Below are 26,313 nucleotides of genomic sequence, written 5' to 3' on the forward strand. Positions count from 1 at the left end.
GTCGCTGCAAGGTAAGCAAGACTGACCTGAAGGATCTTCATGGACACTCGCTCCAGGATTGTTTCCACCGGTAACCCCGCACTCCCGCAGCAACCGGTTTCCCCTGCTGCCACCAACGCCTTTCGCGCGCTCGATCACACGAAGGAGGCAACGATCGCTCGTTTCACAGGCGGTCTGTCCCCTGCAGCGCAATCGCTGGCTTTTGCTGACTGGTTCATCCATCTCGCGTCGGCACCGGGGAAACGGGTGGAGCTGGCGTCGCTAGCCGCCGCGAATGCAGGCCAGATCGGTGACTACGTGCTGCGCAGCCTGACGGGTAACGCGGCCGCGCCACTTGCGCAGCCAGCACCCGGAGATCACCGTTTTCGCGCGGAGGTCTGGCAGACCGAGCCTTATCGACTTTTGCAGCAGATGTTCCTGCTGACCGAACAATGGTGGCAAGCCGCAACCCGTGACGTACCGGGCGCGACGAAACATCACGAAAACGTCGTGAGTTTTGGCGCGCGCCAGTTGCTCGATATGTCCTCGCCGACGAATTCCCCGTTCACCAACCCCGAGGTCATACAGCGCACCCAGGCTACGCTGGGCGCCAATCTTCTGCAGGGCGCGTGCAACTTGCTCGAAGACGCGCGACGCCAGGCGAACGGCCAGCCTCTCGCCGGCGTCGATCAGTTCAAGGTCGGCGTTGCTCTCGCGGTGACGCCCGGCAAGGTGGTCTTTCGCAATCATCTGATTGAGCTTATTCAGTACAGTCCCACGACCGAAAAGGTCGTCGCCGAGCCGATCCTGATCGTGCCCGCCTGGATCATGAAGTACTACATACTAGATCTCTCGCCGCACAACTCGCTGATCCGCTTCCTGGTCGGCCAGGGCTACACGGTGTTCTGCATCTCGTGGCGCAACGTGGGCGCAGAAGACCGGGACCTGAGTCTCGATGATTACCGGACGCTCGGCGTCATGGCCGCGCTCGATACCATCGGCGAAATCGTGCCGGATCAGCGGATCCATGCGACGGGCTATTGCCTCGGCGGCACATTGTTGTCGATAGCCGCAGCGGCAATGGCGGGCGTCGGCGACGAGCGGCTTGCCTCCGTATCGCTGCTTGCCGCGCAAACGGATTTCACGGAACCCGGTGAGCTGCAATTGTTCATCGACGACAGCGAGGTCTACTTCATCGAAAGCATGATGTGGTCGAAGGGTTATCTCGACGCCAGCCAGATGTCGGGCGCGTTTCAGATGCTGGAGTCGAACGACCTGATCTGGTCCCATGTCATTCACGACTACATGCTGGGTGATCGCACGCCCATGTTCGACCTGATGGCCTGGGATGCCGATTCGACCCGCATGCCCTATCGGATGCACTCGGAGTATCTGCGCAAGTTGTTTCTCGACAACGACCTCGCGTCGAGCCGGTATCAAGTCGATGGACGGCCCATCTCGCTGCGCAACATCCGGGCGCCGATGTTCGTGGTCGGCACTGACCGCGACCATATCGCGCCGTGGCGTTCGGTCTACAAGATCCACTACCTGTCCAGCACGGAGATCACGTTCGTGCTGACGAGCGGCGGCCACAATGCCGGCATCGTCAGCGAACCGGGGCACGCGAACCGGCAGTTCAGGATCGAATACGCAGCGGGAGGGGATCTTCGCGTCGGCCCGGACGAATGGATCGCCGCCGCCGAACCGCGCGACGGTTCATGGTGGACCGAATGGACCGCCTGGCTCGCCAGCCGTTCAGCAAAGGATCTTGTCGCACCACCGCACATGGGGCTCGCTGCTGAAGAGCGCGTGACCCTTGTCGATGCACCCGGCACCTACGTACTTCAGGACTGAGAGCGACCCATGGACGACAACCTCCTTCACAACCGTACCTTCGATGAACTCGCGATCGGTGAGTCGGCATCGCTCGTACGCACCGCCGGGCTCGACGATATCCAGTTGTTTGCCGCCATGTCGGGCGACGTCAATCCCGCCCACGTCGATGCGGCTTTCGCCGCGCATGACATGTTCGGTCATGTTGTCGTGCAGGGCATGTGGACGGCCGGGCTCATCTCTGCGTTGCTGGGTACGAGACTGCCCGGACCGGGCACGATCTATCTCGACCAGGACCTGCAGTTCCGTCATCCGGTCGTACCGGGCGACGTGGTGACAGCAACGGTGATCGTCAAGGAAAAACGCGCGGACAAACGGATTGTGCTGCTCGATACGCGTTGCACCAACCAGCGGGGCGAGGTGGTCCTGATCGGCCTGGCGACGGTGATTGCGCCGGCCGAGACTATCGTATGGCCGCGGCTTGCCCGTCCGGATGTTTCGGTGCGAAGCCACGGTCGTTATGACGCTTTTATCCGCGAAGCCCAGAGCATGCCATCCTTGCGCACGGCGATCGTGCACCCGTGCTCCGCGGAGGCGATCAAGGCGGCGATCGAGGCCCGCAACGAAGGGATGATCGATCCCGTGCTGATCGGCCCGGAAGCGAAGATTCGTGCCGCCGCCGAATTGGCGGAGGTCAGCCTCGCCGGGGTGACGATCGAAGCGGTCGAACACAGCCATGCGGCCGCCGCGCGCGCCGTCGAAATGGGTGCGGCAGGCAAGGTCGCCGCCCTCATGAAGGGCAGCCTGGAAACGGACGAGTTGCTCGCGGCGATCGTCGGCTCGGCGTCCGGCCTGCGGACCGAACGGCGTATCAGCCATGTCTATGCGATGGACGTGCCCGCCTATCCCAAGCCCTTGTTCATCACTGACGCCGCCGTCAACATCGCGCCCTCGCTCGAACAGAAACGCGATATCTGCCAGAACACGATCGACCTGCTGCATCTGCTCGGCATCGCGCAACCCCGGGTAGCCGTGCTCGCCGCGGTGGAACTCGTCAACCCGCACATGCAGACCACGCTCGACGCAGCCGCGCTCACCGTGATGGCTGCGCGCGGCCAGATTCGTGGTGCGATTGTCGACGGCCCGCTCGCCTTCGACAACGCCATCAGCATGGCGGCGGCCAAGACGAAAGGGATCGTCTCGCCGGTCGCGGGGCAGGCGGACATCCTGCTCGTGCCCGACCTGGAAGCGGGCAACATGCTGGCCAAGCAATTGATGTACTTCAGCGGCGCCGATGCCGCCGGGCTGGTACTCGGCGCACGCCTGCCGATCATCCTGACCAGCCGCGCCGACAGCCTGCGGGTGCGGCTCGCGTCGGTGGCGCTGGCCAGGATAGTCGCGCAACGCACGCTGCTCAGCAAGGCGTTGCCATCATGAGCGCGCCGCTATTGCTTACCTTCAATCCCGGCTCATCGACGATCAAGATCGGCCTGTTCAGCGTCTCGTCCAGTGGCGCGACGAGGATTGGCCAGGGCATGATCGATTTCCGGCGCGTGCCGCTCTCGCTGCATCTGGTGAATGAGGGCGCCGTTCACGATATCCCTCTGAAGGCCGTTGTCACAGAGAACCTGCACGAGGTGCTGGACGAAACGCTCAATTGGTTTGCGACGCATTTTTCGCTGACGGATCTGGTCTCGGTCGGGCATCGGGTCGTGCATGGCGGCGACACCTTTTCCGGACCGGTCGCCATCACCGATGAAGCGCTTGCCGCGATCGTCCAGCTCACGCCCCTCGCCCCGTTGCATCAGCCGCAAAGTGTCCGGCTGATTCGTGCTATTCGACACCTGCGGCCTCACCTTGTGCAGTCGGCCTCATTCGACACCGCCTTTCATCGCACGCAAACGGACCTTGTGCGCCGCTTCGCGCTGCCACGCCGTTTCTTCGATAATGGCGTCAAACGCTACGGCTTTCACGGTCTCTCGTATAGCTTTATTGCCCGCGCTTTTGCGCATCAGTTTCCTCAGCTCGCCAATAGTAAGTTGATCGCGGCACACCTTGGCAGCGGCGCAAGCCTGTGCGCGATGAACGCAGGCGCGAGCCGCGACACCAGCATGGGCTTCTCGACTCTTGATGGCATTCCGATGGCTACGCGCTGCGGTGCGCTCGATGCGGGCGTTGTCCTTCATTTCATGCAGCAGGAAGGCTTGAGCGCTGCAGCGATTGAAAAGATCCTGTACGAACAGTCCGGCTTGCTCGGCGTTTCGGGGATCAGCGCGGACAGTCGCGAACTCGCGGCCAGCACACGGCCGGAAGCGCGCGAAGCGCTCGATCTCTTCGCATTTCGAATCGCGGGAGAAGCAGCTCGGCTCGCGACCACGCTCGGTGGCCTGGACTGCCTCCTGTTCACCGCCGGGATCGGCGAACACCAGCCTCAGGTCCGTGCAGCGGTATGCGCGCGTCTCGCGTGGATCGGCGTTGAACTGGACGACCAGGCGAACGCCGCCAATGCGACCATTATCAGCGCCGCCAGCAGTCGCGTCACCGTGTTAGTGCTCGCGACCGATGAAGAGCAGATCATCGCGGACGAAGCTGTTTCCATTCTTCATGGCCAAGGAGTCACTGCATGAATGCGCTCATCGATCTATCCGGAAAACGTGGTCTGGTCATTGGCATTGCTAATGAACATAGCATCGCCGCAGGATGTGCTCACATGTTCCGCGCGGCCGGTGCCGAACTCGCGATTACCTACCTTAACGAAAAAGCCGAACCGTATGTGCGCGCTGTCGCCGAGACCCTGCCGGCAGCCCTCATCATGGCTTGCGACGTCAGCGTGCCGGGTCAGCTCGAAGCCGTCTTCGCGCGGATCAAGCGGGAATGGGGAAAGCTCGACTTCGTGCTTCACTCGATCGCCTTCGCGCCCGCTGCCGATCTTCACGCGAGCCTTGTCGATTGCTCCGCCGAGGGCTTCGCGCTTGCGATGGACGTGTCCTGCCATTCATTCATCCGCACGGCGAAGCTGGCGTTGCCGCTGATGACTGACGGCGGCAGCCTGATGACGGTGAGTTTCTACGGCGCCGAACGGGCGGTCGACCATTACAACCTGATGGGTCCGGTCAAGGCTGCGCTCGAATCAAGCGTGCGTTATCTGGCGGCCGATCTCGCGACTCACCGGGTTCATGTTCACGCCATCTCCGCCGGCGCGGTGATGACACGTGCGGCGTCCGGCATTGACCACTTCGATGCGCTTCTCGACGAGGTCCGCGCACGCACGCCGGCGCAGCATCTTGTCACGATCGAGGAAATCGGGCGTATCGCGGCCGTGCTCGCCAGCGACGCCGGCATGACGCTGACAGGTTCAACCATCTACGCCGACGCCGGTTTTCACGTGGTGGCCTGACGGGCATGGAAGCGCTTCAACGATCCGTCTAAACTGCCAATCGCGTCGGTTATGATAGTTGCCGACGAGATTCCGAGTAAGACGGTATGCCCAAACAACCCATCACTGAAAAAACGTCCGCGCTTGACGGACAGAACGACGCTGCCGAGAGCGCCGAAGACACCACCGCCGGCGCGTCCTATCTGGTCCCAGGCCTCGAACGCGGCTTGCGGATCCTCGCGGAGTTTTCCGCTCGCGAACCGATCCTGGGTGCGCCGGAATTATCGAAGCGTATCGGCATTCCGCGCACGACGACATTCCGATTGCTGCAGACGCTCGAATCGCTGGGTTTCCTGGAGCGTGTCAATGACGATCGCAATTTCAGGCTGGGCGTCGCGGTATTGCGGCTTGGATTCGAATACCTGAGTTCGCTCGAGTTGACTGACTTCGCGGCGCCGATCCTCGAACGTCTTCGGGACGCGACCGGCCTGAATGCCCATTTGCTTATCCGCGATCAGCGCGATGTGGTGTTCGTCGCCAAGGCCCAGAGTCACGACGCCATGTTCAGTTCGGTGCGGGTGCATGTCGGCACGCGTTTTCCTGCGCATGCAACCACGCACGGTCACGTGCTGATGAGCGATCTGGGTTTGGCGCAGCTGCGCGCGCTTTATCCGGAAAAACGTCTTGAGCAGTTCACGGACCGGACGCCGGGCACGGTAAGCGAACTGGAAGCGCGGGTGCGGGTATGTGCATCGCAGGGATATGGGTCGAGCGAAGGGGCGTTTGAGCGGGGAATCTCGGTGGTGACGGCGCCGGTGCGTGAACGCTCGGGAGGCATAGTCGCCGCGGTCACGGTCACGGTGCCGCGTTCGGAATTCGGGACCGCGCGTGAGAAGGACGACCTCGTTACCGCGGTGTGCGGCGCGGCAATCGAATTGTCGATGCGAATGGGATACCGGCCCGCTGACGGGGACCCCACCGCGAAGCTGGCCGCGCGCCGCACCGAAAAATCGGATTGAAAGGGCAAGCGTCGCGTAGATGCGCGACGCTGTTTGACGACTCTGCTTAAACCCCGCTTGGACCCCGCCTAGAACGAGTGATGGATGCCGGCGAGCAATGCCACCTGATTGCGATTACTCGATACGCCCGCCGTGTAAAGCGCCGCATTCGCCCCTGAGCTGGCGCGCTCGAACAACGCATTCACATACACCTGCGTCATCTTCGACAGCAGATAGATGTCGCCAATCTCGAACTGCGTATAACGCTCGCCGGCGAATGTCGTTGTGGCTGCGCCGCCCGCGATCCAGTTATCCGGAACCACCTTCCAGGTCGCGCCCGCATCGTAGCTCTGGAACACGTCGGACACGCTACCCGATTCCAGTTTCACGCGTGTGTACAACGCATGCATGAGCACGTTGCCGAGCGTATAGGAAACGCCTGCGCCCATGTTCTCGACTTTATCGGCGGTATAAGTCGCGGCCGGCTGGTTCTGAAAAGTCACATAGCCGAGTGTCGAGACCGAGACCGAGCGGTTATGTTCATTCGAGTAAGTCGCGGCCGCGGTAAAGGGACCGTTCACGTAATTCACGCCGAATCCCTCTGACTTGCCCGTGGAGAAGTTGGTCGTGTTGCCCAACCCCATCATCGTGCCGATGGTGAGCCCGTGATAACTCGCCGAGGTGAACTTCACCGAGTTGTCGTAGGGAACCACGCCGGTATCCGCGAGCTCGTCGATATTTCCCGGATGGAACGCATACCAGCTTGCCGCTTGATACCCCGTGGAAAGCGGCCCGAGGTAGTCAAACGAAAACGGTGTTTGATGCCCCAAGGTGACCTTGCCGAACTGGTCTGAACTGAGACCCACGAAAGCCTGCCGGTTCCACTCGACACCGCTCTTCGCAAACGCACCAGTGGTCGTGTAGAAGCCATTCTCCAACTGCACGATTGACTTCAGCCCGCCGCCCAGATCCTCGACCGCGCGAATGCCCCAGCGGTCCGGCTGCATGTTGCCTTGCTCTTCCATCCACTTGGCATGGCCGCCGCTGTTACTGACGTATGCAACGCCGGCATCCAGGCTGCCGTACAGCGTCACGGTGCTTTGCGCCCACGCGCCCGATGCAGCGCCCGCTCCGATCAACCCCGCCGCGATGATGTGTTTCACCTTACGTTCTCCTAATCGTCCGATTGATTCGCGGGCGCTGATAACCAGCCCGCAACGCATTCCCTTTCCCTCAAGTCGAATGATCGATTGGTGTGTTCCACCTATGGATCAACGTCTTGCCTATGGAAAGTATATTGAGTTTTCAAGCTGGGAAAAAATAAATTCGTGCGATCGGAAATTGTGACCCGGGGAACTTGGCAGGCACCAAAAATGGGCCGTAACTGACTGTTTTGAAAGAAAAAGCGGGATAGACGCGCATATCGCACAAGAGAGGGGAATTGTCTGATTCAAGCTCGTCTCAGTGTTTTCACTAAGAGCCGCATTTTTATTTTTGACCAGCGAGAAACCACTCCTATAATAACCACATGTAAATCAATGTTCCTTATATGGAACAAAACAAACCCCGGAGGAAGTGAGCAATGGCTGAGCAATGGCGTTGCGCCGGACATGCCGGTGATCTGTCGGAGGACTCTCCGATCGAATACAAGATCGAGGGCGGCGCGGAGGTCGGTATCTATCGCGTGGGCGACGAGTTGTATGCGCTTGAGAACGTGTGTCCGCACGCTTACGCGCTGCTGACGCAAGGTTTTGTCGATGGCGACACGGTCGAATGTCCGCTGCACGAAGCCGTTTTTCATATTCCGACGGGCAAGTGCCTGAAAGAGCCCGGTGGCCGCGACTTGAAGACCTACGCGGTCCGGCTCGCCGGTGAAGAAATCCAGATCAAGGTGGAATGACATGGCAACGAATGATGCGCGCGAAGTAACCATCAACTTCAATCCCTCGCTCAAGCCGTGGCTTGCGCCGCAGCCGAACAACGTGGCCGGCAAGGGCGTGATCGAAAAGCCGGGCGAGACTGAAAACTTTATCTGGCAAACGCGCAAGGCCGAGCCCACGCAATACGAAAACGACTTCGGCGACGCACTCGAACGTGTGTTCGATGCAGGCGCAGTCGAGCTCGATCAGGTTGCCGACGGCTTGAACGGTATCGGCTTTCGCACGCCCGAAGGTGCTGCGTGGACCGAAGAGCGGCTCGCCGCCGAGTTCCGCACGCTGGCCGATTGAACGCCGCCTCTATCAATATCAGGAGTATTGAATGACGTCCCCCAATACAAATAGCGCGAACGTTGAGATCGAACCGGTTCAGGCGTATCTCGATCGAGGCTTGCGTAATTACTGGTACCCCGTCGCGCCGAGCTGGCAAGTGGCGAACGCGCCGATCGGCCTGACGCGCCTGGGTGATCAGATCGTGCTGTGGCGTGACAACGAAGGCCACGTTCATGCGCTTGAAGATCGTTGCCCGCATCGCGGCGCGCGTCTGTCGCTTGGATGGAATCTCGGCGGCAGCGTGGCGTGCTGGTATCACGGCATCGAGGTGGATGGCAGCGGCACCGTGCAGAAGGTGCCAGCCGTGTCCGCGTGTCCGCTTGAAGGGCAGACATGCGTGAAGTCGTATCCGGCGCAAGAACATGCGGGCGCGATCTTCCTCTGGTTCGGCGACGACGCCAACAAGGAACCTGCGCCGCTGCAATTGCCGGAAGAACTGGTCGGCGAGGAATACGCGAGCTTCCTGTGCATGTCGCACTGGAAGTGCAATTACCAGTACGCAATCGACAACGTCATGGACCCGATGCATGGCGCGTATCTGCACGCCACGTCCCACTCCATGGCCGATGGCGACAAGCAGGCCGACATGCGCGTGCGCAAGACGGAGACCGGTTTGATGTTCGAAAAGGTCGGCCAGCGCGACGTGAATTTCGACTGGGTCGAGATCGGTGAAACGGGTTGTCTGTGGATGCGTCTTGCGATTCCGTACAAGAAGAAGTTTGGTCCGGGCGGCAACTTTGGAATCATCGGCTTCGCGGTTCCTGTCGATGAAAACCATTGCCAGGTCTATTTCTGGCGTACCCGCAAGGTCTCAGGCTGGCAGCGTGACGCGTGGAAATTCATGTATCGCAATCGCCTCGAAGGACTGCACTGGGCGGTGCTGGAACAGGACAGATACGTACTCGAAAGCATGGCGCCGAACGCGCGCGACCACGAGTTTCTGTATCAGCACGATGTTGGCATGACGCGCGTGCGCCGCCTGTTCAAGCAACGCGCGCAACAACATCTTGCAGCGCTCGATGCGCTGAAAGAGCAACAGCCGGAGCACGGTCATGCGTGACGCGCTCGCCGGACGCCGCATTCTTGTCACCGGCGGCGCGCGCGGATTAGGCGCTGCGTTCGTCACGTCTCTGGCTCAAGCCGGTGCGCGCGTGGCGTTTGGCGACGTGCTGGAAGGCGAAGGCTGGGCGCTTGCGAAAACGCTGAGCGAAGCGGGTCATCGCGTGGACTTCGTGCCGCTCGATCTGAACAATCCGGCGAGCATTCAGGCGTGCGTCGCAACGAGCGCTGAATTGATGGGCGGTATTGATGGGCTTATCAATAATGCGGCGATCACGAATTCGGGCGGCAAGAGCGCCGACGAACTGAGCACCGCGACGTGGGATGCCGTCATGAACGTCAACGTTCGCGGAACGTGGCTCATGAGTGTTGCTGCCATGTCGCATCTGCGTGACTCAGGGCGGGGCAGCATCGTGAATATTGCGTCCGATACGGCCCTGTGGGGCGCGCCGAAACTGCTCGCCTATGTGGCGAGCAAGGGCGCCGTTATCGCGATGACCCGGACGCTTGCCCGCGAGTTCGGCGCGCATGGCATCACGGTGAATGCCATTGCGCCCGGTCTGACCGAAGTCGAGGCGACCGCCTACGTGCCGGCCGAACGCCACGAGTATTACCTCAAGGGCCGCGCGCTCAATCGTGCGCAGGTTCCCGATGACGTCAACGGCCCCGTCCTGTTTCTCTTGTCCGATGCAGCGCGCTTCGTCACCGGCCAGCTATTGCCGGTGAACGGCGGCTTCGTCATGAACTGATTCAGTCACTCACTCAGGCAGTAACGAACTCAACACCTTGAAGGAGCAATCAATGGCCGATACGGATATCGAACGCAAGTCGTGGGAACAGCCGGAAGAAGTGAGCTTTGCCCAATGGATGGACTCACGCGTCGCGCGTCTTGAAACGCGCAAGTACGACTGGGACGCACTGAAGTTCCAGGCGGATTACGACCCGAAGTATCGCCGGGCGCAGATGCGTTATGTCGGCACGGGCGGCACCGGAGTAGCGAAGGATGTGAACACGGTTCCGGCCGGCGGCTTCACGTTCTCCACCATGGTCATTCCGGCCGGCAACATCGGCCCGAGCCATATTCATATGGACGTCGAAGAAATTTTCTTCGTGATTCGCGGAAAGATGAAAGTGGTGTGCGAGAAGGACGGCGAGTCGTGGGAAACGGTTGTTGGCGAGCGCGACCTGATCTCGGTGCCGCCGGGCGTGTATCGCACGGAAATCAATATTGGCGACGAAGACGCGCTCATGTGCGTGATGCTCGGCGCTGCCAAGCCGATCACGCCGACGTATCCGCCCGATTCTCCGCTGGCCAAGCTGAAGCGTTAAGGCGATGACATCGTCTGCTTTCAAGCTCACTCACGCTGACGCGCTCGTTCGTTTCCCCGAGCAACGCGTTGATACCGCGCAACGCACGATCGGTTATCGCGAGGCGGGTGACAAAGGTGGCAAGCACCTGAGCGCCATGCCGATCGTGATGCTGCACGGTATTGGCTCGGGCGCGGCATCCTGGGTGCGCCAGTTGGAGACGCTGGGAAACGCACATCAGGTGTTTGCGTGGGACGCGCCGGGGTATGGAAAGTCGAGCCACGTTGAGCCTGCATCACCTGTGGCATCGGACTATGCAGACGCGTTGAGCGACTGGCTCGATGCACTCGGGATCGAGCGCTGCGTCCTCGTGGGCCATTCGCTCGGCTCACTCATCGCGGGTTCGTTCGCGGCCCGCGAGGCGGCGCGCGTAGCAGGACTATTGCTGTTGTCGCCGGCAGCGGGATACGGCGCGGCACCGGCGCACGTGCGTGAAGAGAAGCGTGATGCGCGCCTTGCGATGCTCGCTGAACTCGGGCCGCAGGGCTTGGCTGAAAAGCGCAGCGCGAACATGGTGTCGGCCGGTGCGGACGATGAAGCGCGAGAGTGGGTGCGATGGAACATGGCGCGTATCAACCCGGCCGGCTACGCACAGGCGACGCATCTTCTCGCCAACGCGGATCTGGCGTCTGACCTGACGCACTACAACGGCCGCATAGCGGTCGCGGTTGGCGCCGAAGACACGATCACGCCGCCCGCTGCCTGCGAACAGATCTCGAAAGCCGCCAACGTCAGCTTGCAAGTGATTCCGGGTGCGGGTCATGCGGGCTACATCGAAGCGCCAGTGCGCTACAGCGCCTTGATCGAGGCGTTCAGCGCGCAATGTAATGGAGTTACGCAATGACACTCGGGACCCTCGCCAGAACGGCTGACGACGCTGAGAAGGACGATGGCAATTACATCGTGCCCGGACTCGAACGCGGCTTGAAGATACTGGCCGAATTCTCACCGCGCGAACCGGTGCTAGGTGCGCCGGAACTATCGAAGCGCCTGAAGATTCCGCGCACAACCGTGTTCCGTCTATTGCAGACGCTTGAATCGCTGGGCTTTCTCGAACGGGCTGACAAAGACCGTAACTACAGACTGGGCGTTGCAGTATTGCGGTTGGGTTTCGAGTATCTCAGCTCGCTGGAATTGACCGATCTTGGCTTGCCGATCATCGAAGCCTTGCGCACTTCGACCGGGCTCACGAGCCACATCCTGATTCGCGATGGCCGCGACGTCGTGTTCGTGGCGAAGGCCCAAAGCCAGGAGCCGATTTTCAGTTCGGTCAAGGTCAATGTCGGTACGCGGTTGCCTGCCCACGCGACCACGCACGGTCACGTGTTGATGGGAGATCTTTCCCTCGATGAACTGCGTGCGTTGTATCCCGAGCCCGTGCTCGATCGCTTTACGCGGCTCACGCCGGAAACGGTCGAGGCGCTTTACGACATGGTTCGCGCCGATGCCGAGCGCGGTTATGCGATCAGCCAGTCATCGTTTGAGCGCGGCATATCTGTTGTCACGGCGCCGGTGCGCAACGACACGGGCCGCATTGTCGCGGTAATCACGACCACGATTCCACGGCCGGAAATCGATGCAACGCTGCTCGATACCGGCTTGGTGGACAAGGTGCGTCATGCAGCGGCCGAGTTGTCTTCCCGCCTGAACTACCGGCCGGGTGCGCAAAGCCAATATCTGAAATCGCTAGGACTGAAATCATGATCCAGATCGACCTCACCGGCCAGGTGGCCGTGATCACCGGCGGCTCGTCGGGCATCGGCCTGGCGACAGCGGAGCTGTTCCTGCGCGCCGGGGCATCGGTAGCAATTTGCGGACGTGACGCCACGCGGCTCGATGCTGCGAAAGCACAGTTGAGCAGTCAGTTCTCCGATGCTCAATTGCTCGCTGTGCAATGCGACGTACTCGATGCACAGGATGTCGAAGCATTTGCCACGAAGGTATCTGAACGTTTCGGCCGCGCCGACATGCTGCTGAACAATGCAGGTCAGGGCCGCGTGTCCACCTTCGCCGATACCACCGACGAAGCCTGGCGCGATGAACTCGACCTCAAGTATTTCAGCATCATTCGTCCGACTCGCGCGTTCCTGCCAATGCTGCGCGACGCACCGGCGCCGTCAATTGTCTGCGTGAATTCGCTGCTTGCGCTGCAGCCTGAGCCGCATATGGTCGCGACATCGTCGGCACGCGCCGGGGTGTTGAGTCTCGTCAAGTCGCTCGCCACCGAACTCGCGCCGCAACGCATTCGCGTCAATTCGATCCTGATCGGCATCGTGGAGTCGGGTCAATGGCGGCGTCGGCACGCGGCTCAGGCGCAGGACGGTCAGAGTTGGGAAGCATGGACGGCTGAACTGGCACGCAAGAAAAACATTCCGCTTGGCCGCTTCGGACGTCCCGAAGAAGCGGCGCAGGCACTCTTTTATCTGGCCACGAACCTGTCGTCCTATACGACGGGGAGCCATATCGATGTTTCCGGAGGGTTTGCACGTCATGTCTAACACCACTACCGTTGGCGAAGTGATCGCCGCTTTTCTCGAACAATGCGACGTTCGCACGGCCTTTGGCGTGATCTCGATCCACAACATGCCGATCCTCGATGCCATTGGTACGCGCGGCAAGATTCGCTACGTCGGCGCGCGCGGCGAAGCAGGCGCGCTGAACATGGCCGATGGCCTCGCGCGTGTCTCAGGCGGCCTCGGCGTTGCGTTTACATCGACGGGAACGGCCGCCGGCAACGCAGCCGGTGCGATGGTCGAAGCACTGACGGCGGGCACCGCGCTCCTGCATATCACCGGCCAGATCGAGACGCAATTTCTCGATCAGGACCTGGCTTACATTCACGAAGCGCCGGACCAGCTTTCCATGCTGGCATCGATTTCAAAAGCGGCGTTTCGTGTGCGCTCGGTCGACACCGCGCTCGCCACCGTGCGTGAGGCCGTGCGCGTCGCGTTCACCGCGCCGAGCGGACCGGTGAGCGTCGAGATTCCCATCGATATCCAGGCTGCTGAAATCGAATGGCCGGCCGATCTCGCCGCTCCTCACGTGAGTACGCTCACGCATGACAGCGCGCGTGTCGAACAACTGGCCCAGGCGCTGACGCGTGCGAAGCGCCCGTTGCTGTGGCTTGGCGGCGGCACGCGGCATGCACGCCATGCTGTGGACCGGCTCGTTGCGCTGGGGTTTGGCGTGGTGACGAGCGTACAGGGACGCGGCGTGGTCCCGGAAGATCACCCGGCCACGCTCGGCGCGTTCAATGTGCATCCGGCCGTGGAAAGCTTCTACAAGACCTGCGACGCCATGCTTGTGGTCGGTTCACGTCTGCGCGGCAATGAGACGCTCAAGTACAAGCTGGCGTTGCCGACACCGTTGTATCGAATCGATGCCGATGCGTGCTCTGACAATCGTGGCTATAAGAACGAACTGTTCGTGCATGGCGACTCGCTGTCCATCCTCGATGAACTCGCGACGCGCCTTGAAGGCCATTTGAAAATTGATCCGTCATTCGCCGGCGATCTGGCGGCCGCGCGCGAAACCGCGACAGCCGATGTGGCCAAGGGCCTGGGCCCGTACAAGCGTCTCGTGGAATCACTGCAACGCGTGATCGGCCGCGATTACAACTGGGTGCGCGACGTCACGATTTCCAACAGCACGTGGGGCAATCGCCTCCTGAAAGTCTTCGAGCCGCGCTCGGGCGTGCACGCGCTGGGCGGCGGTATCGGCCAGGGGATGCAGATGGCGATCGGCGCGGCGTTGGCGGACGCGGCGAAGAAAACGGTGTGTCTCGTCGGTGACGGCGGCTTGATGGTAAACGTCGGTGAACTCGTGACGGCCGTGCAGGAAGACGCGAACGTGATGATCGTGCTGATGAACGACCAGTGCTATGGCGTGATCCGCAACATCCAGGACGCGCAATACGGCGGCCGGCGCATGTTCGTAGATCTGCATCAACCCGATTTCGCACAGTTCTGTGCAAGCTTCGGCATGACCCACCACCGTATTACCTCGCTGGATCGGGCGGAAGAAATCATCCGTCAAGGCTATGAGAAAACCGGCCCGGTGATGATCGAGGTGGACATGGTGTCCGTGGGTTCGTTTGCGACGGCGTTCGCCGGTCCGCCGGTCAAGAAGGAAGAGCCGAAGGAGCCTGAATATGCGTGACGCCCAGGGCCACACCGTACCCGTCGATGTCGCGATGATCGGTTTCGGCGCGATCGGCTCGGCGGTGTATCGCGCGATGGCGTCCGATCCGATGGTGCGCGTGTCGCATGTGATCGTGCCGTCGCGCCACGCGGCCGAAGTGCGCGCGCAAGTCGGCCGGGACGTCGACGTTGTGTCGTCCGTCGATGCGCTCAGCCGCCGTCCGCACTTCGCGCTGGAATGCGCGGGACATGGCGCGCTGCTGGATCACGTGGTGCCGCTGCTGAAAGCGGGGACGGACTGCGCGGTGGCATCGATTGGTGCGTTATCGGACTCGCTGTTGCTCGACGCGTTGTCGAGCGCCGCCGATGAAGGCGAGGCCACGTTGACGCTGTTGTCCGGGGCTATCGGCGGCGTCGATGCGCTGGCTGCCGCCCGCGAAGGCGGCCTTGACGAAGTGCTGTACACGGGCCGCAAGCCCCCCTCGGGCTGGCTCGGCACGCCGGCGGAAGACTTGTTCGATCTGCTGAACATGACTGAAGAACGCGTGATTTTCGAGGGCAGTGCGCGTGATGCGGCGCGTCTCTATCCGAAGAACGCGAACGTTGCGGCGACCATCGCGCTGGCCGGTCTCGGTCTCGATCAGACCATCGTGCGGCTTATCGCGGACCCGCGCGTGGAACGCAACGTGCATCGAATCGTGGCGCGGGGCGCGTTTGGCGAGATGTCGCTGGAAATGTGCGGCAAGCCGCTTCCTGACAATCCCAAGACGTCCGCGCTGACGGCGTTCAGCGCGATCCGTGCCCTGCGCAACCGTGCAGCGCGCTGCGTAATTTGATTGATCCGAAGGACACTTTAATGAACTCTCCCGAATCCAGTCTTCTTGTATCGAGCGACATCCTGATCGGCGGCGAATGGCGCGCCGGTCGCGGCACGGCTTACACGAGCCTGTACCCGGCCGACCAGTCGATCAACGCCGAGATCAGCGCCGCCAACGCGGACGACGCCCGCGAGGCCGTCGAAGCGGCCGATGCGGCCTGGCGCAAGTCGAACTGGGCGGGTTTGAAACCGCATCAGCGCGCGGCCGTGCTGCATCGCATTGCTGACCTGATCACCGCGCGCCATGAAGCGCTCGCGCAACTGCAACGCCGCGACAACGGCAAGCCGATCACCGAGACGCGCGGACTGGTCACGAGCGCGGCCAACACGTTCCGCTACTTCGCTGCGTGCGTCGAGACGCTTGAAGAGTCGCTCACGCCTTCGCGCGGCGATTTCATGACGATGAGCGTGCATGAACCGCTCGGCGTGGTGGCGGCGATCACGCCGTGGAATTCCCCCATCGCTTCCGATGCGCAAAAGCTGGCACCGGCGCTGGCCGCCGGCAATGCAGTCATTTTGAAGCCCGCTGAGGTGACGCCACTGGCTTCACTGGCGCTTGCCCGCATCTGCGAAGAGGCCGGCGTGCCCAAGGGCGTGCTGAGCGTTCTGCCGGGCAAGGGATCGATTGTCGGCGACGCGCTGGTGCGCCATCCGCTGGTCAGGAAGATCGCGTTCACCGGCGGTACGGAAGTGGGGCGCGGGATCGCGCGGCTGGCGGCGGACAAGCTGATGCCGGTCTCGCTGGAACTGGGCGGCAAATCGCCGACCATCGTTTTCGCCGATGCCGATATCGACCATGCCGTGAATGGCGTGCTGTACGGCATCTTCAGTTCATCGGGCGAGTCGTGCATCGCGGGTTCGCGCCTGTTCGTGCAGCGCTCGATCTACGACACGTTCGTCACGCGCCTGGTGCAAGGCGCGAAACGCCTGCGCGTGGGCGACCCGTCGCGCGAGGATACGCAGATGGGGCCGCTCATCACGGGCCAGCATCGCGAGTCGGTCGAGCGCTACGTGGCGCTCGGACTGGAAGAGGGCGGCAAGCTGCTGTGCGGCGGAGAACGTCCCGCAGGCGAGAACCGCGAACAAGGCTTCTTCTACTCGCCCACGATCCTCGACGGCCTGACCAACGAGGCGCGCATCTGCCAGGAAGAAATCTTCGGGCCGGTCCTCGTCGTGCTGCCTTTCGACGATGAAGCGTCGCTCATGCGCGAAGCCAACGACAGCGTCTTCGGGCTCGCAGCCGGCATCTGGACGAACGACTACAAACGCGCATGGCGAGTGGGCCGCGCGCTGGAAACCGGCACCGTCTGGATCAACACGTACAAGCAATTTTCGATTTCGACGCCATTCGGCGGCTGGAAGGACAGCGGCATGGGACGCGAAAAGGGCCACCTCGGCATTCGCGAATACATGCAGCAGAAGAGCCTTTACTGGGGCATGAACGACGCTCCGCTGCCGTGGGCCAACTAGGAAACGAGTCATGACTATTCTTGGCATTGAACAGGTCACCTACGGCGTGACCGACCTCGCAACGTGCAGGACATTTTTCAGCGACTGGGGCCTGAAAGAAGTCGCGCACGACGAAACCCACGCGCGTTTCGAAGCGCAGAACGGCTGCACGATCATGGTCGTCGATGCAAACGATCCAGCGCTCCCACCCGCTTTCGAACCGGGTCCGACGCTGCGCGAAGTGACATGGGGTGTCGCGACTGCTGCGGAACTCGACGCTTTGCGCGGGAAGTTCGCGGGTCAACCGGGTCACTTCGAAACCAGCGATGCGGTGGGTTGCATCGACCCGAACGGCATGGCTATCCGCGTTGAAGTCACGCGCAAGCGCACGCTTGATATCAAGGGTTCGCCCTCGAATGTGTGGGGTCAGGATATCCGCATCAATACGCCGAGTCCCGTGTATGAACGCGCTGAACCTATCGAAGTCGGTCACGTCGTGTTCTTCACGAATTGCGTAGCCGAACAGGAAAAGTTCTATCACGACCTGCTTGGCTTCGAGACGTCGGACCGCTATCCGGGGCGCGGCGCGTTCATGCGTTGCGCGCCGCACGGCGGACATCACGACCTGTTCCTGTTGCAACTCCCCGACGGCAAGCGTGGGCTGAATCACGTCGCGTTCACCGTGCGCGATATCCATGAAGTCTTCGGCGGCGGCCTGCATATCAGCCGATGCGGCTGGACGACGCAACTCGGGCCCGGCAGGCATCCGGTGTCGTCCGCGTACTTCTGGTACTTCCAGAATCCCGCTGGCGGATTGATCGAGTACTACGCCGACGAAGACGTGCTCACGCCCGACTGGCAGCCGCGCGATTTCGAACCCGGTCCGACGGTGTTCGCGGAATGGGCGGTCGACGGCGGTCTCGACGGCAACACGCGCCGGCAAAAGAACGCGAAGGCGCCGGAAGGGAAGTTCATGACGGAGCGTAAAAATGGCTGACGATCTGGCATTGGGCGAGCTGCATACGGTTGTGGTGATCGGCGGCGGGCAGGCGGCGGGATGGATCGTCAAGACGCTGCGAAAGGACGGCTTCACGGGGCGCCTCGTGATGATCGCCGACGAGATTCACTTGCCGTACGAGCGGCCGCCGCTCTCGAAGGCGGTCCTTTCCGGCGATGCTGATATAGACACGGTTCATCTGGTTTCATCCGATGACTTCGCGGCGCTGAACGTAGAAGCATGGCAGCCGGATCGCGCCCTGGCGATCGATCGCGAACGACGGATCGTGCGCACATCGCGGGGCCGCGAGGTACGGTACGACCGGTTGGTGATTGCGACCGGCGGTGCTGCGCGGCGCTTGCCGGAATCGCTTGTGAGGACATCGCACATCGCCTATCTGCGCACGCTCGACGACGCCGTGTCGCTTGGCGCGAGACTGCGAAAGAGTGCGCGCGTGCTTGTGATCGGCGGCGGCTGGATCGGCCTCGAGGTGGCGGCGACGGCGCGCAAGCTGGGCGTGGAGGTGACCGTCATTGAAGGTGCGGCGCGTCTGTGCGGCCGTTCGTTGCCGCAAACGGTGTCGGATTTCCTGTTGGCGTTGCATCGCTCGAATGGTGTCGATGTAAGGCTCGATGCGTTGCTCGTCGCGCTGGACGATCACGAGCAAGGGGTGCGCGCCTCGTTCGCGGACGGCAGCACGCTCGATGCGGATTTCGCGGTCGCGGGGATTGGCCTGGCGCCTCATACGGTGCTTGCACAAGAGGTGGGGCTCGATGTGAACGACGGCATCGTGGTCGATGAATTCGGCGCGACGTCCGACCCGCTCATCTTCGCTTGCGGCGATGTCTCGAACCATCCGAACGCGTGGCTCAAGCGTCGCGTGAGGCTTGAATCATGGGCCAATGCGCAAAACCAGGCGATAGCAACCGCACGCGCGCTGATGGGCACGCGCGAGCCCTATGCGGAAATTCCGTGGTTCTGGTCCGACCAATACGACGTGAACCTGCAGATACTCGGCGACATTCCCGCCGGTATCGAACCGGTCATACGCGGCGACCTGAACGCGCGCCGCGCGAGTCTTTTCTTTCTGGAAGCGGGCGTTATCCGCGGCGTGATTTCAATCAACATGCCGCGCGACCTGAAGCTCGCGCGCAAGTGGATGAGCCAGGGCCGCGAGATCGACGTCGCGACCCTCGCCGATACGAGCAAGGCGCTCGCTTAACCCCATGGACGGCATACGAGGACGAGGTACAGACATGAGAACGTTTGGCAATACGTTAGGCAATACGATTGCAGCGCAGGGCGGGGCGAGTGCCTCGGGGGCGCTTACCGCCGGTTCGATCATCGCGCGGATCGAGCGTCTGCCGACCAACCCGATGCAGGTGCGTGCGCGCTTCCTGATCGGCGCGGCGACTTTCTTCGATGGCTTCGACGTCATCACCATCGCGACCACGCTGCCGCTGCTGATCCAGAAGTGGGGTCTCACGCCTGGACAGATCGGATTCCTGATTGCTTCGGGTTCGATCGGCCAGTTGATCGGGGCATTCCTCTTTCCGGCGCTGGCCGAACGTTTCGGCCGCGTGCGCTCGATTGCGTGGAGTTCCGGGATCATCGGCATCACGAGCATTGCCTGCGGATTCGCACCGACGTTTGCCGTTTTCGTCGCGCTGCGGATTGCGCAAGGACTGGGGCTGGGCGGCGAATTGCCGGTCGCGGCAACTTATATCAACGAGATCACGCGGGCACACGGCCGGGGACGTTTCGTTCTGCTGTATGAAATTGTGTTCCCGATAGGGTTGCTGGCATCGAATGCACTGGGTGCCTGGATCGTGCCGCGCTTTGGCTGGGAGGTAATGTATATCATTGGTGGCGTGCCTCTGCTCCTGTTCTTCGCGCTGCGCAAGATCGTGCCTGAATCGCCGCGCTGGCTGGCATCGAAAGATCGTATGCACGACGCCGACCACGCGCTCAAGGCGTTCGAAGCAACGGTCAAGGGACCGTTGCCGCCGCTGTCGGCCACGACTGAGTTCGACGCAATGGCGCATCGTCATCCCAAGCGTCGTGCACGTGATGTCTTCGGGGCTGCTTATATCAAGCGTACGATCGCGGTCGCGTTGCTGTGGATGACCTGCGGCGTCATTCAGTATGGCCTGTCGACCTGGCTGCCGACGATCTACAAGACTGTCTATCACTCGCCCCTGCAACTGGCGCTGAATCTGGCCGTGGCGGCGTCGCTCCTTGGCGTGGTGGGGTCCGTGATCTGTGCGCTGATAGTGGATAAGGTGGGCCGCAAACCGGTCATCAACGTGTCGTTCGTGTTGTGCGCGGTTTCACTGGCGCTCGCCGGTGTGTTCCACAACGAGTCGGTGTATGTGGTCGCGGCGTGCTGCGCGTTTGCCATCGGGTTCATGTCGTGCGGATTCATCACGGCATACGTCTATACGCCCGAACTGTATCCGACCAGCATCCGTGCGTTCGGTTGCGGCGTAGCCGGTGCGTGGTTGAAGCTGGCGGCCATCTTCGCCCCCGCGATGGTTGGCAAGACGCTCGTCGGCGGTCATCTCGACACGGCTTTGTACCTGCTCGCGATCGTGCCGATGCTGGCCGCGGTAGCGGTTCATTTTCTGGGCGTCGAGACGAAAGGGCGAATCCTTGAACAGCTTGAGGTATGAGCCCGTCATATTTGATAATGATCCACAGCGTGACTCTGATTCCTGTCGTGTCAGATGCGCGCTCGACAAGGAAACCGTTTGCACAGACTCAGATCCGGAACGACTCAAACGTTTCGGGAGCAAACAGATCCTCGGGCTCGAACGTGCGAGTAGCCAATCCTTGTTCAATCGCATAGCGCGAGAAGGTGCGAAGGGTGTCGCGGTTCCTGTCGATCCCGTATGGCCAGAAGTCGTCGCCCATTTCGCGCGTGACAGCGTCGACATGGGCCGGCAGCCAGGGCAGCATCACCTTCAACGCTGCTGTTTCGCGAAGGTCTGCGTAGGTTCGCTGCTGGGCGTCGATAAACGCCTTGTACAGCGACCGCGCAATCCAGCGGTTGGCCTGATAGACGTCTTCGCGAATCACGATGGTATGCATGATCGGGAAGATACCCGTCTGTCGAAAATATTCGCGCTCGACCTCCGGGTAATCGTTGAACAGGCGCTTTACGCGTCCGTTCTGCCTGAACGACGAAGGCATTCGCGCAGTATAAAGCGCGTCTATTTCACCATCGTGCAGCATCTGTGAGAGTGTCTGCGTCGGGCCGATCGATGTGATGGAGATGTTCGCCGGCACATTGAGCTTCAGTTTTTCGGAGCGGTTCGGCTCCTCCTCGCCACCGGTAAAATAGCTGACCGAATCGACCGGTACGCCGTATTGATCAGCCAGGATTCCGCGTATCCAGACTGGCGCGGTCATCTGGTATTCCGGGCAGCCAACCCGCTTGCCGATCAGATCGCGCGGAGCGTCGATGCCCGCCGCCGCGTTCACGTAGATGCTCGAATGCCGGAAGTAGCGTGAAGGAAAGACTGGAATAGCGATGAACGGGCAGTCTGGTTTGCCGCGCGCGACCGTATAAGACGACAGCGACATCTCACAGACGTCGAACTCGCGATGGCGCAGCATCCGGAAGAAGGTTTCCTCGACCGGCATGTTCAGGTAGTTCAGGTCGATTCCCTCGGGCTGTACAGCGCCGTCCATCAATGCGCGCGTGCGGTCGTAATTCCAGCATCCGAACGTAAGCTTCAGTTTCGACATGATCGTCTCCCGCACTCAGAACAGGTGGCGGATGCCGACCTGGAAGCCTGTGATGTCCTGCCCTGGCGCGCTCGTTCCGAACACTTGACTGGCAGGCCACATTCCAAAGGTCGCCTTGCTGCCATTGTTTAGCCGGGCAACTGCCGTATACACCTCGGTCCTGACCGATACGAAGTAGTTATAGCCGACTGCGAACAGGGAAGCCGACGCGCCCGGATTGGACGTATGCGCGAACGATGCGCGAAACTCGCCGCCCGGGCCGGTCGGGATCGTGACGCCGAGCAGATAGCCGAGCACATTCGGGAGGTTCGCAACGTGGTTGCGCTGCACGTAGCCGAACAGTTCGACGGGTTGGAACTTGTAAGTCGCACCGAGCGCCGCAGTCTTGCTGCTGGTCGCGCCGATGGTCTGACCCACCGTCGAACCGGCAATGGCGGCGTTGTCGTATTCAAAGCCGATATAGAGCGGTCCGTGGCTATAGTCGATCGCAACAGCCTGGTTGCTGCTCAGCGCCTGTCCGCCGGGGATGGTGGCCAGAAAATTCGCCGACAGCCCATGAAAATCCGGGGTGATGTACTTGACGCTGCTCGGTAGCGACATCGAATAGCCGCGCACGTTCGAGCCTTGAAGCAGCGTGATTTGGGCGCCGACCTCGGCGCGGCCGAACGGATCGGTCCGTGAGCTGAGCCACACGCCAGGGGCCCAGTGCCGGCCCAGTTCGATGGAGCCGTAAGTCGGAGACGACAACCCGACGTACGACTCGCGATTCCAGATCTCGGTAGCGTTGCTCAGGGCTCCATTGGTCGCGTTATAGCCGTTCTCCAACTTGAAATAGGCGCGCATGCCGGCACCCAGATCTTCGCTTCCCTTCATTCCCCAAATCGATGTGTCACTCGCTAACGCTGTCCGCGTGCCGTCAGTGGAACCGGGTTTACCCCCGGAGAAATCCTGAAGATTCACCGATTCCTCGATTCGTCCGTACAGGGTGATGCTGGACTGCGCGTGAACGAGTGAGGACGAGAGGCATGCGGCCAAAAAACTGATCGCCTTAGTGGTCTTTTTCATTGCGTCTCCTGACTTCATTTATTTTTTGGCAAGTGGGTCCACCATCGCCGCGGGTACGGGATGTCAGATAGAACACTCAGGCGCAGCTCTGTGGGTCTCGCGGCGCAGACAACAGGTTTTATGCGGCGCTTTGCTGCTTGTGCCGGATCCCATCAAGCTTTCAAATCACCCATCGCCCGCGTTGCATTCATCGCGCGCTACCGCTTAGGAGATCTCACTGCAATACGTCCGTGAATCCCCTTATCTTCACCGTGCATAAAAAGGTTATCCCAGCTTTTGCGATCCGGTAAGATCAGAAAGTGTTAATGCGTTCACCATAGGTATCCGATGCGCGAAGCTCATCTACGGGATTTCATTGCCGCCATCGAGACCGGCAGTGTCCGGTCTGCCGCGCGCCACCTAGGGCTTACCCAGGCTGCGGTCAGCAAGAACTTGTCGGCGCTCGAACGTTCTTTCGGCCTCCAGTTGCTGGTGCGATCTGCGCGTGGTATTGAACCAACCGAATACGGAAAGCTCGTATTGCGGCGCGCGCGGCTCGTTGACGCGGAGCTTCGCAAGCTGGACGAAGAGTTGTCCGAACTGTCTGGAAAGCGGCACGGCGTGGTTTCGATCGGTATTTCTTCGACCGCGGAAGCATTGCTGATGCCGCGCGCACTGATGAGGTTTCAAAAGAACTATCCCGATACCATGGTGAGTATCATCGGCGGTCCCCCCGCCTCCATTATCAAAGCGATCCGGGAAGGCCACATCGACTTTGCCGTGTGCCCGGCACAACCCGCAAACATCGGCAATGACATTAACGTCGAGCGTTTATTGAGTACGGATATCGTGGTCGTCGGGCGGAAGGGGCACGCCATCTCGGGTGCGACGAGTCTGGAAAAGCTCATCCCCTACGCGTGGGTGATCGGCGCGCGACAGAGCAACGCCGAAACAACCATACGGGCGGCTTTTCTGGCGCAAGGGCTGCCAGCGCCGACCTTTACGATCCAGCGTGATTCATTCAGTGCGCTGCTTCATATGCTGTTGCAGACGGATTTCCTTGCCGCGAGCAGCTATCCCGCCATCGAGACATTCTGTACCCACGGACTGCTCGAGGTCGTCCCGGTGGATATCAAGTTTGCGCCGATGGTCCAGTGCCTGATCACGTCGACATTGCGCCCATTGACGCAGTCAGCCGAGACGCTTGCCACGGAGTTCCGCAGAGTGTCGAGGATGTATCGCCGGTAAAGATGCGCGCGACCGGTCGGATACCTTTGGTGAACGCATCAACGTTTGACTGTCTTACAGTATTCCAGCGCCGCCGGTAGCCTTTCATATCGTCCTGTGCTCCGGCGCAGCGTGATAGAAAACAGAATATCTGGAGGTGAGGATGAGGGTAGGCGAGGCGTCCGCGGGACGCGAAATGCATACCGAGGTCCTGGTGATCGGGGGTGGGCTGGGCGGCGTTGCATGCGCGATGACTGCCGCGCGGCTCGGCATGAAAACGGTGCTCGTTGAGGAAACCGACTGGCTCGGAGGGCAGGCCAGCGCGCAGGGCATTCCGTTCGACGAATACCCGTGGAATGAATCGCTGACCGTGTCGCGCAGCTACTCGGCCTATCGTGAACGGATTCGCCAGTACTATCTCGACAACCTGCCGTTGACCCCCGAGGCGCGCACGCGTTTCCCGCTCAATCCGGGCATGGGAATCGTCAGTACGCTGTCGCATGATCCGCGTGTTTCGGCACGTGTGCTGGAGGACATGCTGTCGGTGTACACGCTGCCCGGGCGGATCCGGATACTCAAACCCTACCGCTTGAGCGAGGCTCATCTGAACGGCGATGCAGTGGTCGGCGCGACAGTCGAGAATGTCGGTTCTGGCGACCGCATCACCATTCACGCGCAGGTCGTGATCGACTCGACCGAGATCGGCGAATTGATCGAGCGGGCTGGCGTCGAGCATGTGGTCGGCGCCGAATCGAAGGCCGATACAGGCGAGCTGAACGCGTTGGACGTCGCCGACCCGCTTGAGCAGCAGGGCTTCAACTGGGCGTTCGCCGCCGACTATTTTCCCGACGAAGACTATACGACCGATCGCCCGCGCGACTACGACTTCTGGCGCACGTTCCGCTTGCCGTATTGGCCCGGCCCGCATCTGGGTTTTCTCGGCCTCGATCACTTCACGCACGAGCCGAAGCAACGGCCGCTCTTCGCGGGCGACAGCGACGAGGAACTGCTGCGCGACGGCTGGCACTTCAGGCGCATCGCACGGCGCCGCAATTTCTCGACGGGGTTTTTCGACAGCGATATCTCAGTGTTCTGCAGCATCCAGAACGAGTATCTGCGGCTGCCGTTGCTCGGCGTCGACGCGACAGCGATGCAAACGGCGCTGCAAGACGCAAAGCAGTTGAGCCTGTCGTATCTTTATTGGCTGCAGACCGAGGCGCCGCGTCACGATGGCGGCATCGGGTACCGAGGCCTGCGGCTGCGGCCCGATGTGTTCGAGACTGCCGACGGCCTCGCGAAGCAACCGTACACCCGCGAGGGCAGGCGCATCGTGTCCGAATTCCGGCTGCTCGAACAGCATATCGGCGTCGATGCGCGTCCTGGCGCCGACTCGGCCGAACAGTTTGCGGACGCGGTCGGCATCGCCGCATACCGGTTGAATGTGCATCCGACCCGCGTGCGCGATGCGATCGATATTGACTGCTTTCCTTATCAGATCCCGCTTGGCATCCTGTTGCCGGTGCGCGTGGAGAACCTGATCGCCGGTTGTTGCAAGACGGTGGGCGGCACCCGGATGACGACGGCGTCACTGCGTCATCATCCGATCGACTGGGTGATCGGCGAAGCAGCCGGCGCGCTCGCGGCGCATGCCGTGCGTGCGCATCTTCCGCCGCGGGCAATCCGTTCGGATCCCGAACGACTGATCGGCTTGCAACGCGCGTTATGCGAGCTCGGCGTGACGTTGCGCTGGCCCGAGTTCAATACGCTCAGCGCCACGCATGCGATGGCGAGGTCGTGGTCGGAACTGAGCTTCAAGACGCTTGGGCCATTCAGATCACATCCGGCTCGATCTGACAACGGGGCGGTTTGACGGGCCGCCGCGACGGCATTGCACGGCCGTCGGATCGCATGCTTCAAGCGCGTCAGGCATAAGCTGGCCCAATATGC

General features: G+C 61.4%; 24 protein-coding genes. 21 read left to right on the top strand and 3 right to left on the bottom strand.

What is annotated here, in order from left to right; translation table 11 throughout:
• The first annotated feature begins 39 nt into the window (after positions 1–39).
• The 5 genes from HB376_RS17345 to HB376_RS17365 all read left to right on the top strand — a co-directional run bounded on the left by HB376_RS17345 (position 40) and on the right by HB376_RS17365 (position 6,207).
• Entirely contained in the window at positions 40–1,833 is a 1,794-nt protein-coding gene (locus HB376_RS17345; protein ID WP_213764897.1) for an alpha/beta fold hydrolase, read from the top strand.
• Positions 1,834–1,842: 9 nt separating this feature from the next.
• Positions 1,843–3,249: a bifunctional enoyl-CoA hydratase/phosphate acetyltransferase gene (locus tag HB376_RS17350; RefSeq protein WP_213764898.1), complete on the top strand. Its 1,407-nt coding sequence runs from the start codon at positions 1,843–1,845 to the stop codon at positions 3,247–3,249.
• Positions 3,246–4,439, top strand: a complete 1,194-nt coding sequence (locus tag HB376_RS17355) for an acetate/propionate family kinase (RefSeq protein WP_213764899.1) — start codon at positions 3,246–3,248, stop codon at positions 4,437–4,439. Before HB376_RS17350 ends, HB376_RS17355 begins: the two co-directional genes overlap by 4 nt.
• 8 nt (positions 4,440–4,447) lie before the next feature.
• Positions 4,448–5,209, top strand: coding sequence for an enoyl-ACP reductase FabI (fabI, locus tag HB376_RS17360; protein ID WP_213764987.1), 762 nt, complete (start codon positions 4,448–4,450; stop codon positions 5,207–5,209).
• 86 nt (positions 5,210–5,295) lie between these two features.
• Positions 5,296–6,207, top strand: a complete 912-nt coding sequence (locus HB376_RS17365) for an IclR family transcriptional regulator (protein ID WP_213764900.1) — start codon at positions 5,296–5,298, stop codon at positions 6,205–6,207.
• Between the two features lie 68 nt (positions 6,208–6,275).
• Here the strand turns inward: HB376_RS17365 and HB376_RS17370 are convergent, their stop codons facing one another.
• Positions 6,276–7,349, bottom strand: a complete 1,074-nt coding sequence (locus HB376_RS17370) for a porin (RefSeq protein ID WP_213764901.1) — start codon at positions 7,347–7,349, stop codon at positions 6,276–6,278.
• A gap of 419 nt (positions 7,350–7,768) precedes the next feature.
• Here HB376_RS17370 and HB376_RS17375 point away from each other — a divergent pair, with 419 nt between their 5' ends.
• Genes HB376_RS17375 through HB376_RS17440 form a run of 14 tightly spaced genes read left to right on the top strand, consistent with a single transcriptional unit; the run spans position 7,769 to position 21,017 of the window.
• Complete coding sequence (locus tag HB376_RS17375) at positions 7,769–8,086, top strand: non-heme iron oxygenase ferredoxin subunit (protein ID WP_122179916.1); 318 nt, start codon at positions 7,769–7,771, stop codon at positions 8,084–8,086.
• 1 nt (position 8,087) lies between these two features.
• Positions 8,088–8,414: a recombinase-like helix-turn-helix domain-containing protein gene (locus HB376_RS17380; RefSeq protein WP_213764902.1), complete on the top strand. Its 327-nt coding sequence runs from the start codon at positions 8,088–8,090 to the stop codon at positions 8,412–8,414.
• Positions 8,415–8,445: 31 nt separating this feature from the next.
• A complete protein-coding gene (locus HB376_RS17385) occupies positions 8,446–9,516 on the top strand; it encodes an aromatic ring-hydroxylating dioxygenase subunit alpha (RefSeq protein WP_213764903.1) in 1,071 nt (356 codons plus the stop codon).
• Positions 9,509–10,264 carry an SDR family oxidoreductase gene (locus HB376_RS17390; protein ID WP_213764904.1) on the top strand — a complete coding sequence of 252 codons (756 nt, stop codon included), beginning with the start codon at positions 9,509–9,511 and terminating at the stop codon, positions 10,262–10,264. The genes HB376_RS17385 and HB376_RS17390 overlap by 8 nt, the downstream gene beginning before the upstream one ends.
• 52 nt (positions 10,265–10,316) lie before the next feature.
• Positions 10,317–10,844 (top strand): cupin domain-containing protein, encoded by a 528-nt coding sequence (locus HB376_RS17395; RefSeq protein WP_213764905.1) that lies wholly within the window; start codon positions 10,317–10,319, stop codon positions 10,842–10,844.
• Between the two features lie 4 nt (positions 10,845–10,848).
• Positions 10,849–11,727, top strand: a complete 879-nt coding sequence (locus HB376_RS17400; protein WP_213764906.1) for an alpha/beta hydrolase — start codon at positions 10,849–10,851, stop codon at positions 11,725–11,727.
• On the top strand, positions 11,724–12,587 hold the full coding sequence (locus tag HB376_RS17405; protein ID WP_213764907.1) for an IclR family transcriptional regulator: 864 nt from the start codon (positions 11,724–11,726) through the stop codon (positions 12,585–12,587). Before HB376_RS17400 ends, HB376_RS17405 begins: the two co-directional genes overlap by 4 nt.
• A complete protein-coding gene (locus HB376_RS17410; RefSeq protein WP_213764908.1) occupies positions 12,584–13,381 on the top strand; it encodes an SDR family oxidoreductase in 798 nt (265 codons plus the stop codon). The genes HB376_RS17405 and HB376_RS17410 overlap by 4 nt, the downstream gene beginning before the upstream one ends.
• A complete protein-coding gene (locus tag HB376_RS17415; protein WP_213764909.1) occupies positions 13,374–15,041 on the top strand; it encodes a thiamine pyrophosphate-binding protein in 1,668 nt (555 codons plus the stop codon). Before HB376_RS17410 ends, HB376_RS17415 begins: the two co-directional genes overlap by 8 nt.
• A complete protein-coding gene (locus tag HB376_RS17420; RefSeq protein ID WP_213764910.1) occupies positions 15,034–15,858 on the top strand; it encodes an aspartate dehydrogenase in 825 nt (274 codons plus the stop codon). Before HB376_RS17415 ends, HB376_RS17420 begins: the two co-directional genes overlap by 8 nt.
• 20 nt (positions 15,859–15,878) lie before the next feature.
• Positions 15,879–17,369, top strand: coding sequence for an aldehyde dehydrogenase (locus tag HB376_RS17425; protein ID WP_213764911.1), 1,491 nt, complete (start codon positions 15,879–15,881; stop codon positions 17,367–17,369).
• Between the two features lie 10 nt (positions 17,370–17,379).
• Positions 17,380–18,345 carry a VOC family protein gene (locus HB376_RS17430; RefSeq protein WP_213764912.1) on the top strand — a complete coding sequence of 322 codons (966 nt, stop codon included), beginning with the start codon at positions 17,380–17,382 and terminating at the stop codon, positions 18,343–18,345.
• Positions 18,338–19,567 carry an FAD-dependent oxidoreductase gene (locus HB376_RS17435; protein WP_213764913.1) on the top strand — a complete coding sequence of 410 codons (1,230 nt, stop codon included), beginning with the start codon at positions 18,338–18,340 and terminating at the stop codon, positions 19,565–19,567. Before HB376_RS17430 ends, HB376_RS17435 begins: the two co-directional genes overlap by 8 nt.
• 34 nt (positions 19,568–19,601) lie before the next feature.
• Positions 19,602–21,017 (top strand): MFS transporter, encoded by a 1,416-nt coding sequence (locus HB376_RS17440; RefSeq protein ID WP_213764914.1) that lies wholly within the window; start codon positions 19,602–19,604, stop codon positions 21,015–21,017.
• An 88-nt stretch (positions 21,018–21,105) separates the two neighbouring features.
• On the opposite strand, the gene HB376_RS17445 is transcribed toward HB376_RS17440, so the two are convergent.
• Positions 21,106–22,095 carry an ABC transporter substrate-binding protein gene (locus HB376_RS17445; RefSeq protein ID WP_213764915.1) on the bottom strand — a complete coding sequence of 330 codons (990 nt, stop codon included), beginning with the start codon at positions 22,093–22,095 and terminating at the stop codon, positions 21,106–21,108.
• A 15-nt stretch (positions 22,096–22,110) separates the two neighbouring features.
• A complete protein-coding gene (locus HB376_RS17450) occupies positions 22,111–23,160 on the bottom strand; it encodes a porin (protein ID WP_213764916.1) in 1,050 nt (349 codons plus the stop codon).
• Between the two features lie 327 nt (positions 23,161–23,487).
• Here HB376_RS17450 and HB376_RS17455 point away from each other — a divergent pair, with 327 nt between their 5' ends.
• Together HB376_RS17455 and HB376_RS17460 are read left to right on the top strand one after the other, a co-directional pair.
• Positions 23,488–24,387 carry a LysR substrate-binding domain-containing protein gene (locus HB376_RS17455; protein WP_213764917.1) on the top strand — a complete coding sequence of 300 codons (900 nt, stop codon included), beginning with the start codon at positions 23,488–23,490 and terminating at the stop codon, positions 24,385–24,387.
• Between the two features lie 175 nt (positions 24,388–24,562).
• On the top strand, positions 24,563–26,236 hold the full coding sequence (locus HB376_RS17460) for an FAD-dependent oxidoreductase (protein ID WP_213764918.1): 1,674 nt from the start codon (positions 24,563–24,565) through the stop codon (positions 26,234–26,236).
• The last annotated feature ends 77 nt before the right edge of the window (positions 26,237–26,313 follow it).

Origin of the sequence: Caballeronia sp. dw_19, from assembly GCF_018449515.1 — a bacterium.
GTDB lineage: Bacteria > Pseudomonadota > Gammaproteobacteria > Burkholderiales > Burkholderiaceae > Caballeronia.

Coding starts and splice junctions, on each gene's coding strand:
- HB376_RS17435 (WP_213764913.1), top strand. CDS start 18,338: ATGGCTGACGATCTGGCATTGGGCGAGCTGCATACGGTTGTGGTGATC.
- HB376_RS17415 (WP_213764909.1), top strand. CDS start 13,374: ATGTCTAACACCACTACCGTTGGCGAAGTGATCGCCGCTTTTCTCGAA.
- HB376_RS17390 (WP_213764904.1), top strand. CDS start 9,509: ATGCGTGACGCGCTCGCCGGACGCCGCATTCTTGTCACCGGCGGCGCG.
- HB376_RS17365 (WP_213764900.1), top strand. CDS start 5,296: ATGCCCAAACAACCCATCACTGAAAAAACGTCCGCGCTTGACGGACAG.
- HB376_RS17350 (WP_213764898.1), top strand. CDS start 1,843: ATGGACGACAACCTCCTTCACAACCGTACCTTCGATGAACTCGCGATC.
- HB376_RS17380 (WP_213764902.1), top strand. CDS start 8,088: ATGGCAACGAATGATGCGCGCGAAGTAACCATCAACTTCAATCCCTCG.
- HB376_RS17455 (WP_213764917.1), top strand. CDS start 23,488: ATGCGCGAAGCTCATCTACGGGATTTCATTGCCGCCATCGAGACCGGC.
- HB376_RS17460 (WP_213764918.1), top strand. CDS start 24,563: ATGCATACCGAGGTCCTGGTGATCGGGGGTGGGCTGGGCGGCGTTGCA.
- HB376_RS17385 (WP_213764903.1), top strand. CDS start 8,446: ATGACGTCCCCCAATACAAATAGCGCGAACGTTGAGATCGAACCGGTT.
- HB376_RS17405 (WP_213764907.1), top strand. CDS start 11,724: ATGACACTCGGGACCCTCGCCAGAACGGCTGACGACGCTGAGAAGGAC.
- HB376_RS17425 (WP_213764911.1), top strand. CDS start 15,879: ATGAACTCTCCCGAATCCAGTCTTCTTGTATCGAGCGACATCCTGATC.
- HB376_RS17395 (WP_213764905.1), top strand. CDS start 10,317: ATGGCCGATACGGATATCGAACGCAAGTCGTGGGAACAGCCGGAAGAA.
- HB376_RS17430 (WP_213764912.1), top strand. CDS start 17,380: ATGACTATTCTTGGCATTGAACAGGTCACCTACGGCGTGACCGACCTC.
- HB376_RS17345 (WP_213764897.1), top strand. CDS start 40: ATGGACACTCGCTCCAGGATTGTTTCCACCGGTAACCCCGCACTCCCG.
- HB376_RS17445 (WP_213764915.1), bottom strand. CDS start 22,095: ATGTCGAAACTGAAGCTTACGTTCGGATGCTGGAATTACGACCGCACG.
- HB376_RS17420 (WP_213764910.1), top strand. CDS start 15,034: ATGCGTGACGCCCAGGGCCACACCGTACCCGTCGATGTCGCGATGATC.
- HB376_RS17400 (WP_213764906.1), top strand. CDS start 10,849: ATGACATCGTCTGCTTTCAAGCTCACTCACGCTGACGCGCTCGTTCGT.
- HB376_RS17355 (WP_213764899.1), top strand. CDS start 3,246: ATGAGCGCGCCGCTATTGCTTACCTTCAATCCCGGCTCATCGACGATC.
- HB376_RS17440 (WP_213764914.1), top strand. CDS start 19,602: ATGAGAACGTTTGGCAATACGTTAGGCAATACGATTGCAGCGCAGGGC.
- HB376_RS17410 (WP_213764908.1), top strand. CDS start 12,584: ATGATCCAGATCGACCTCACCGGCCAGGTGGCCGTGATCACCGGCGGC.
- HB376_RS17450 (WP_213764916.1), bottom strand. CDS start 23,160: ATGAAAAAGACCACTAAGGCGATCAGTTTTTTGGCCGCATGCCTCTCG.
- HB376_RS17375 (WP_122179916.1), top strand. CDS start 7,769: ATGGCTGAGCAATGGCGTTGCGCCGGACATGCCGGTGATCTGTCGGAG.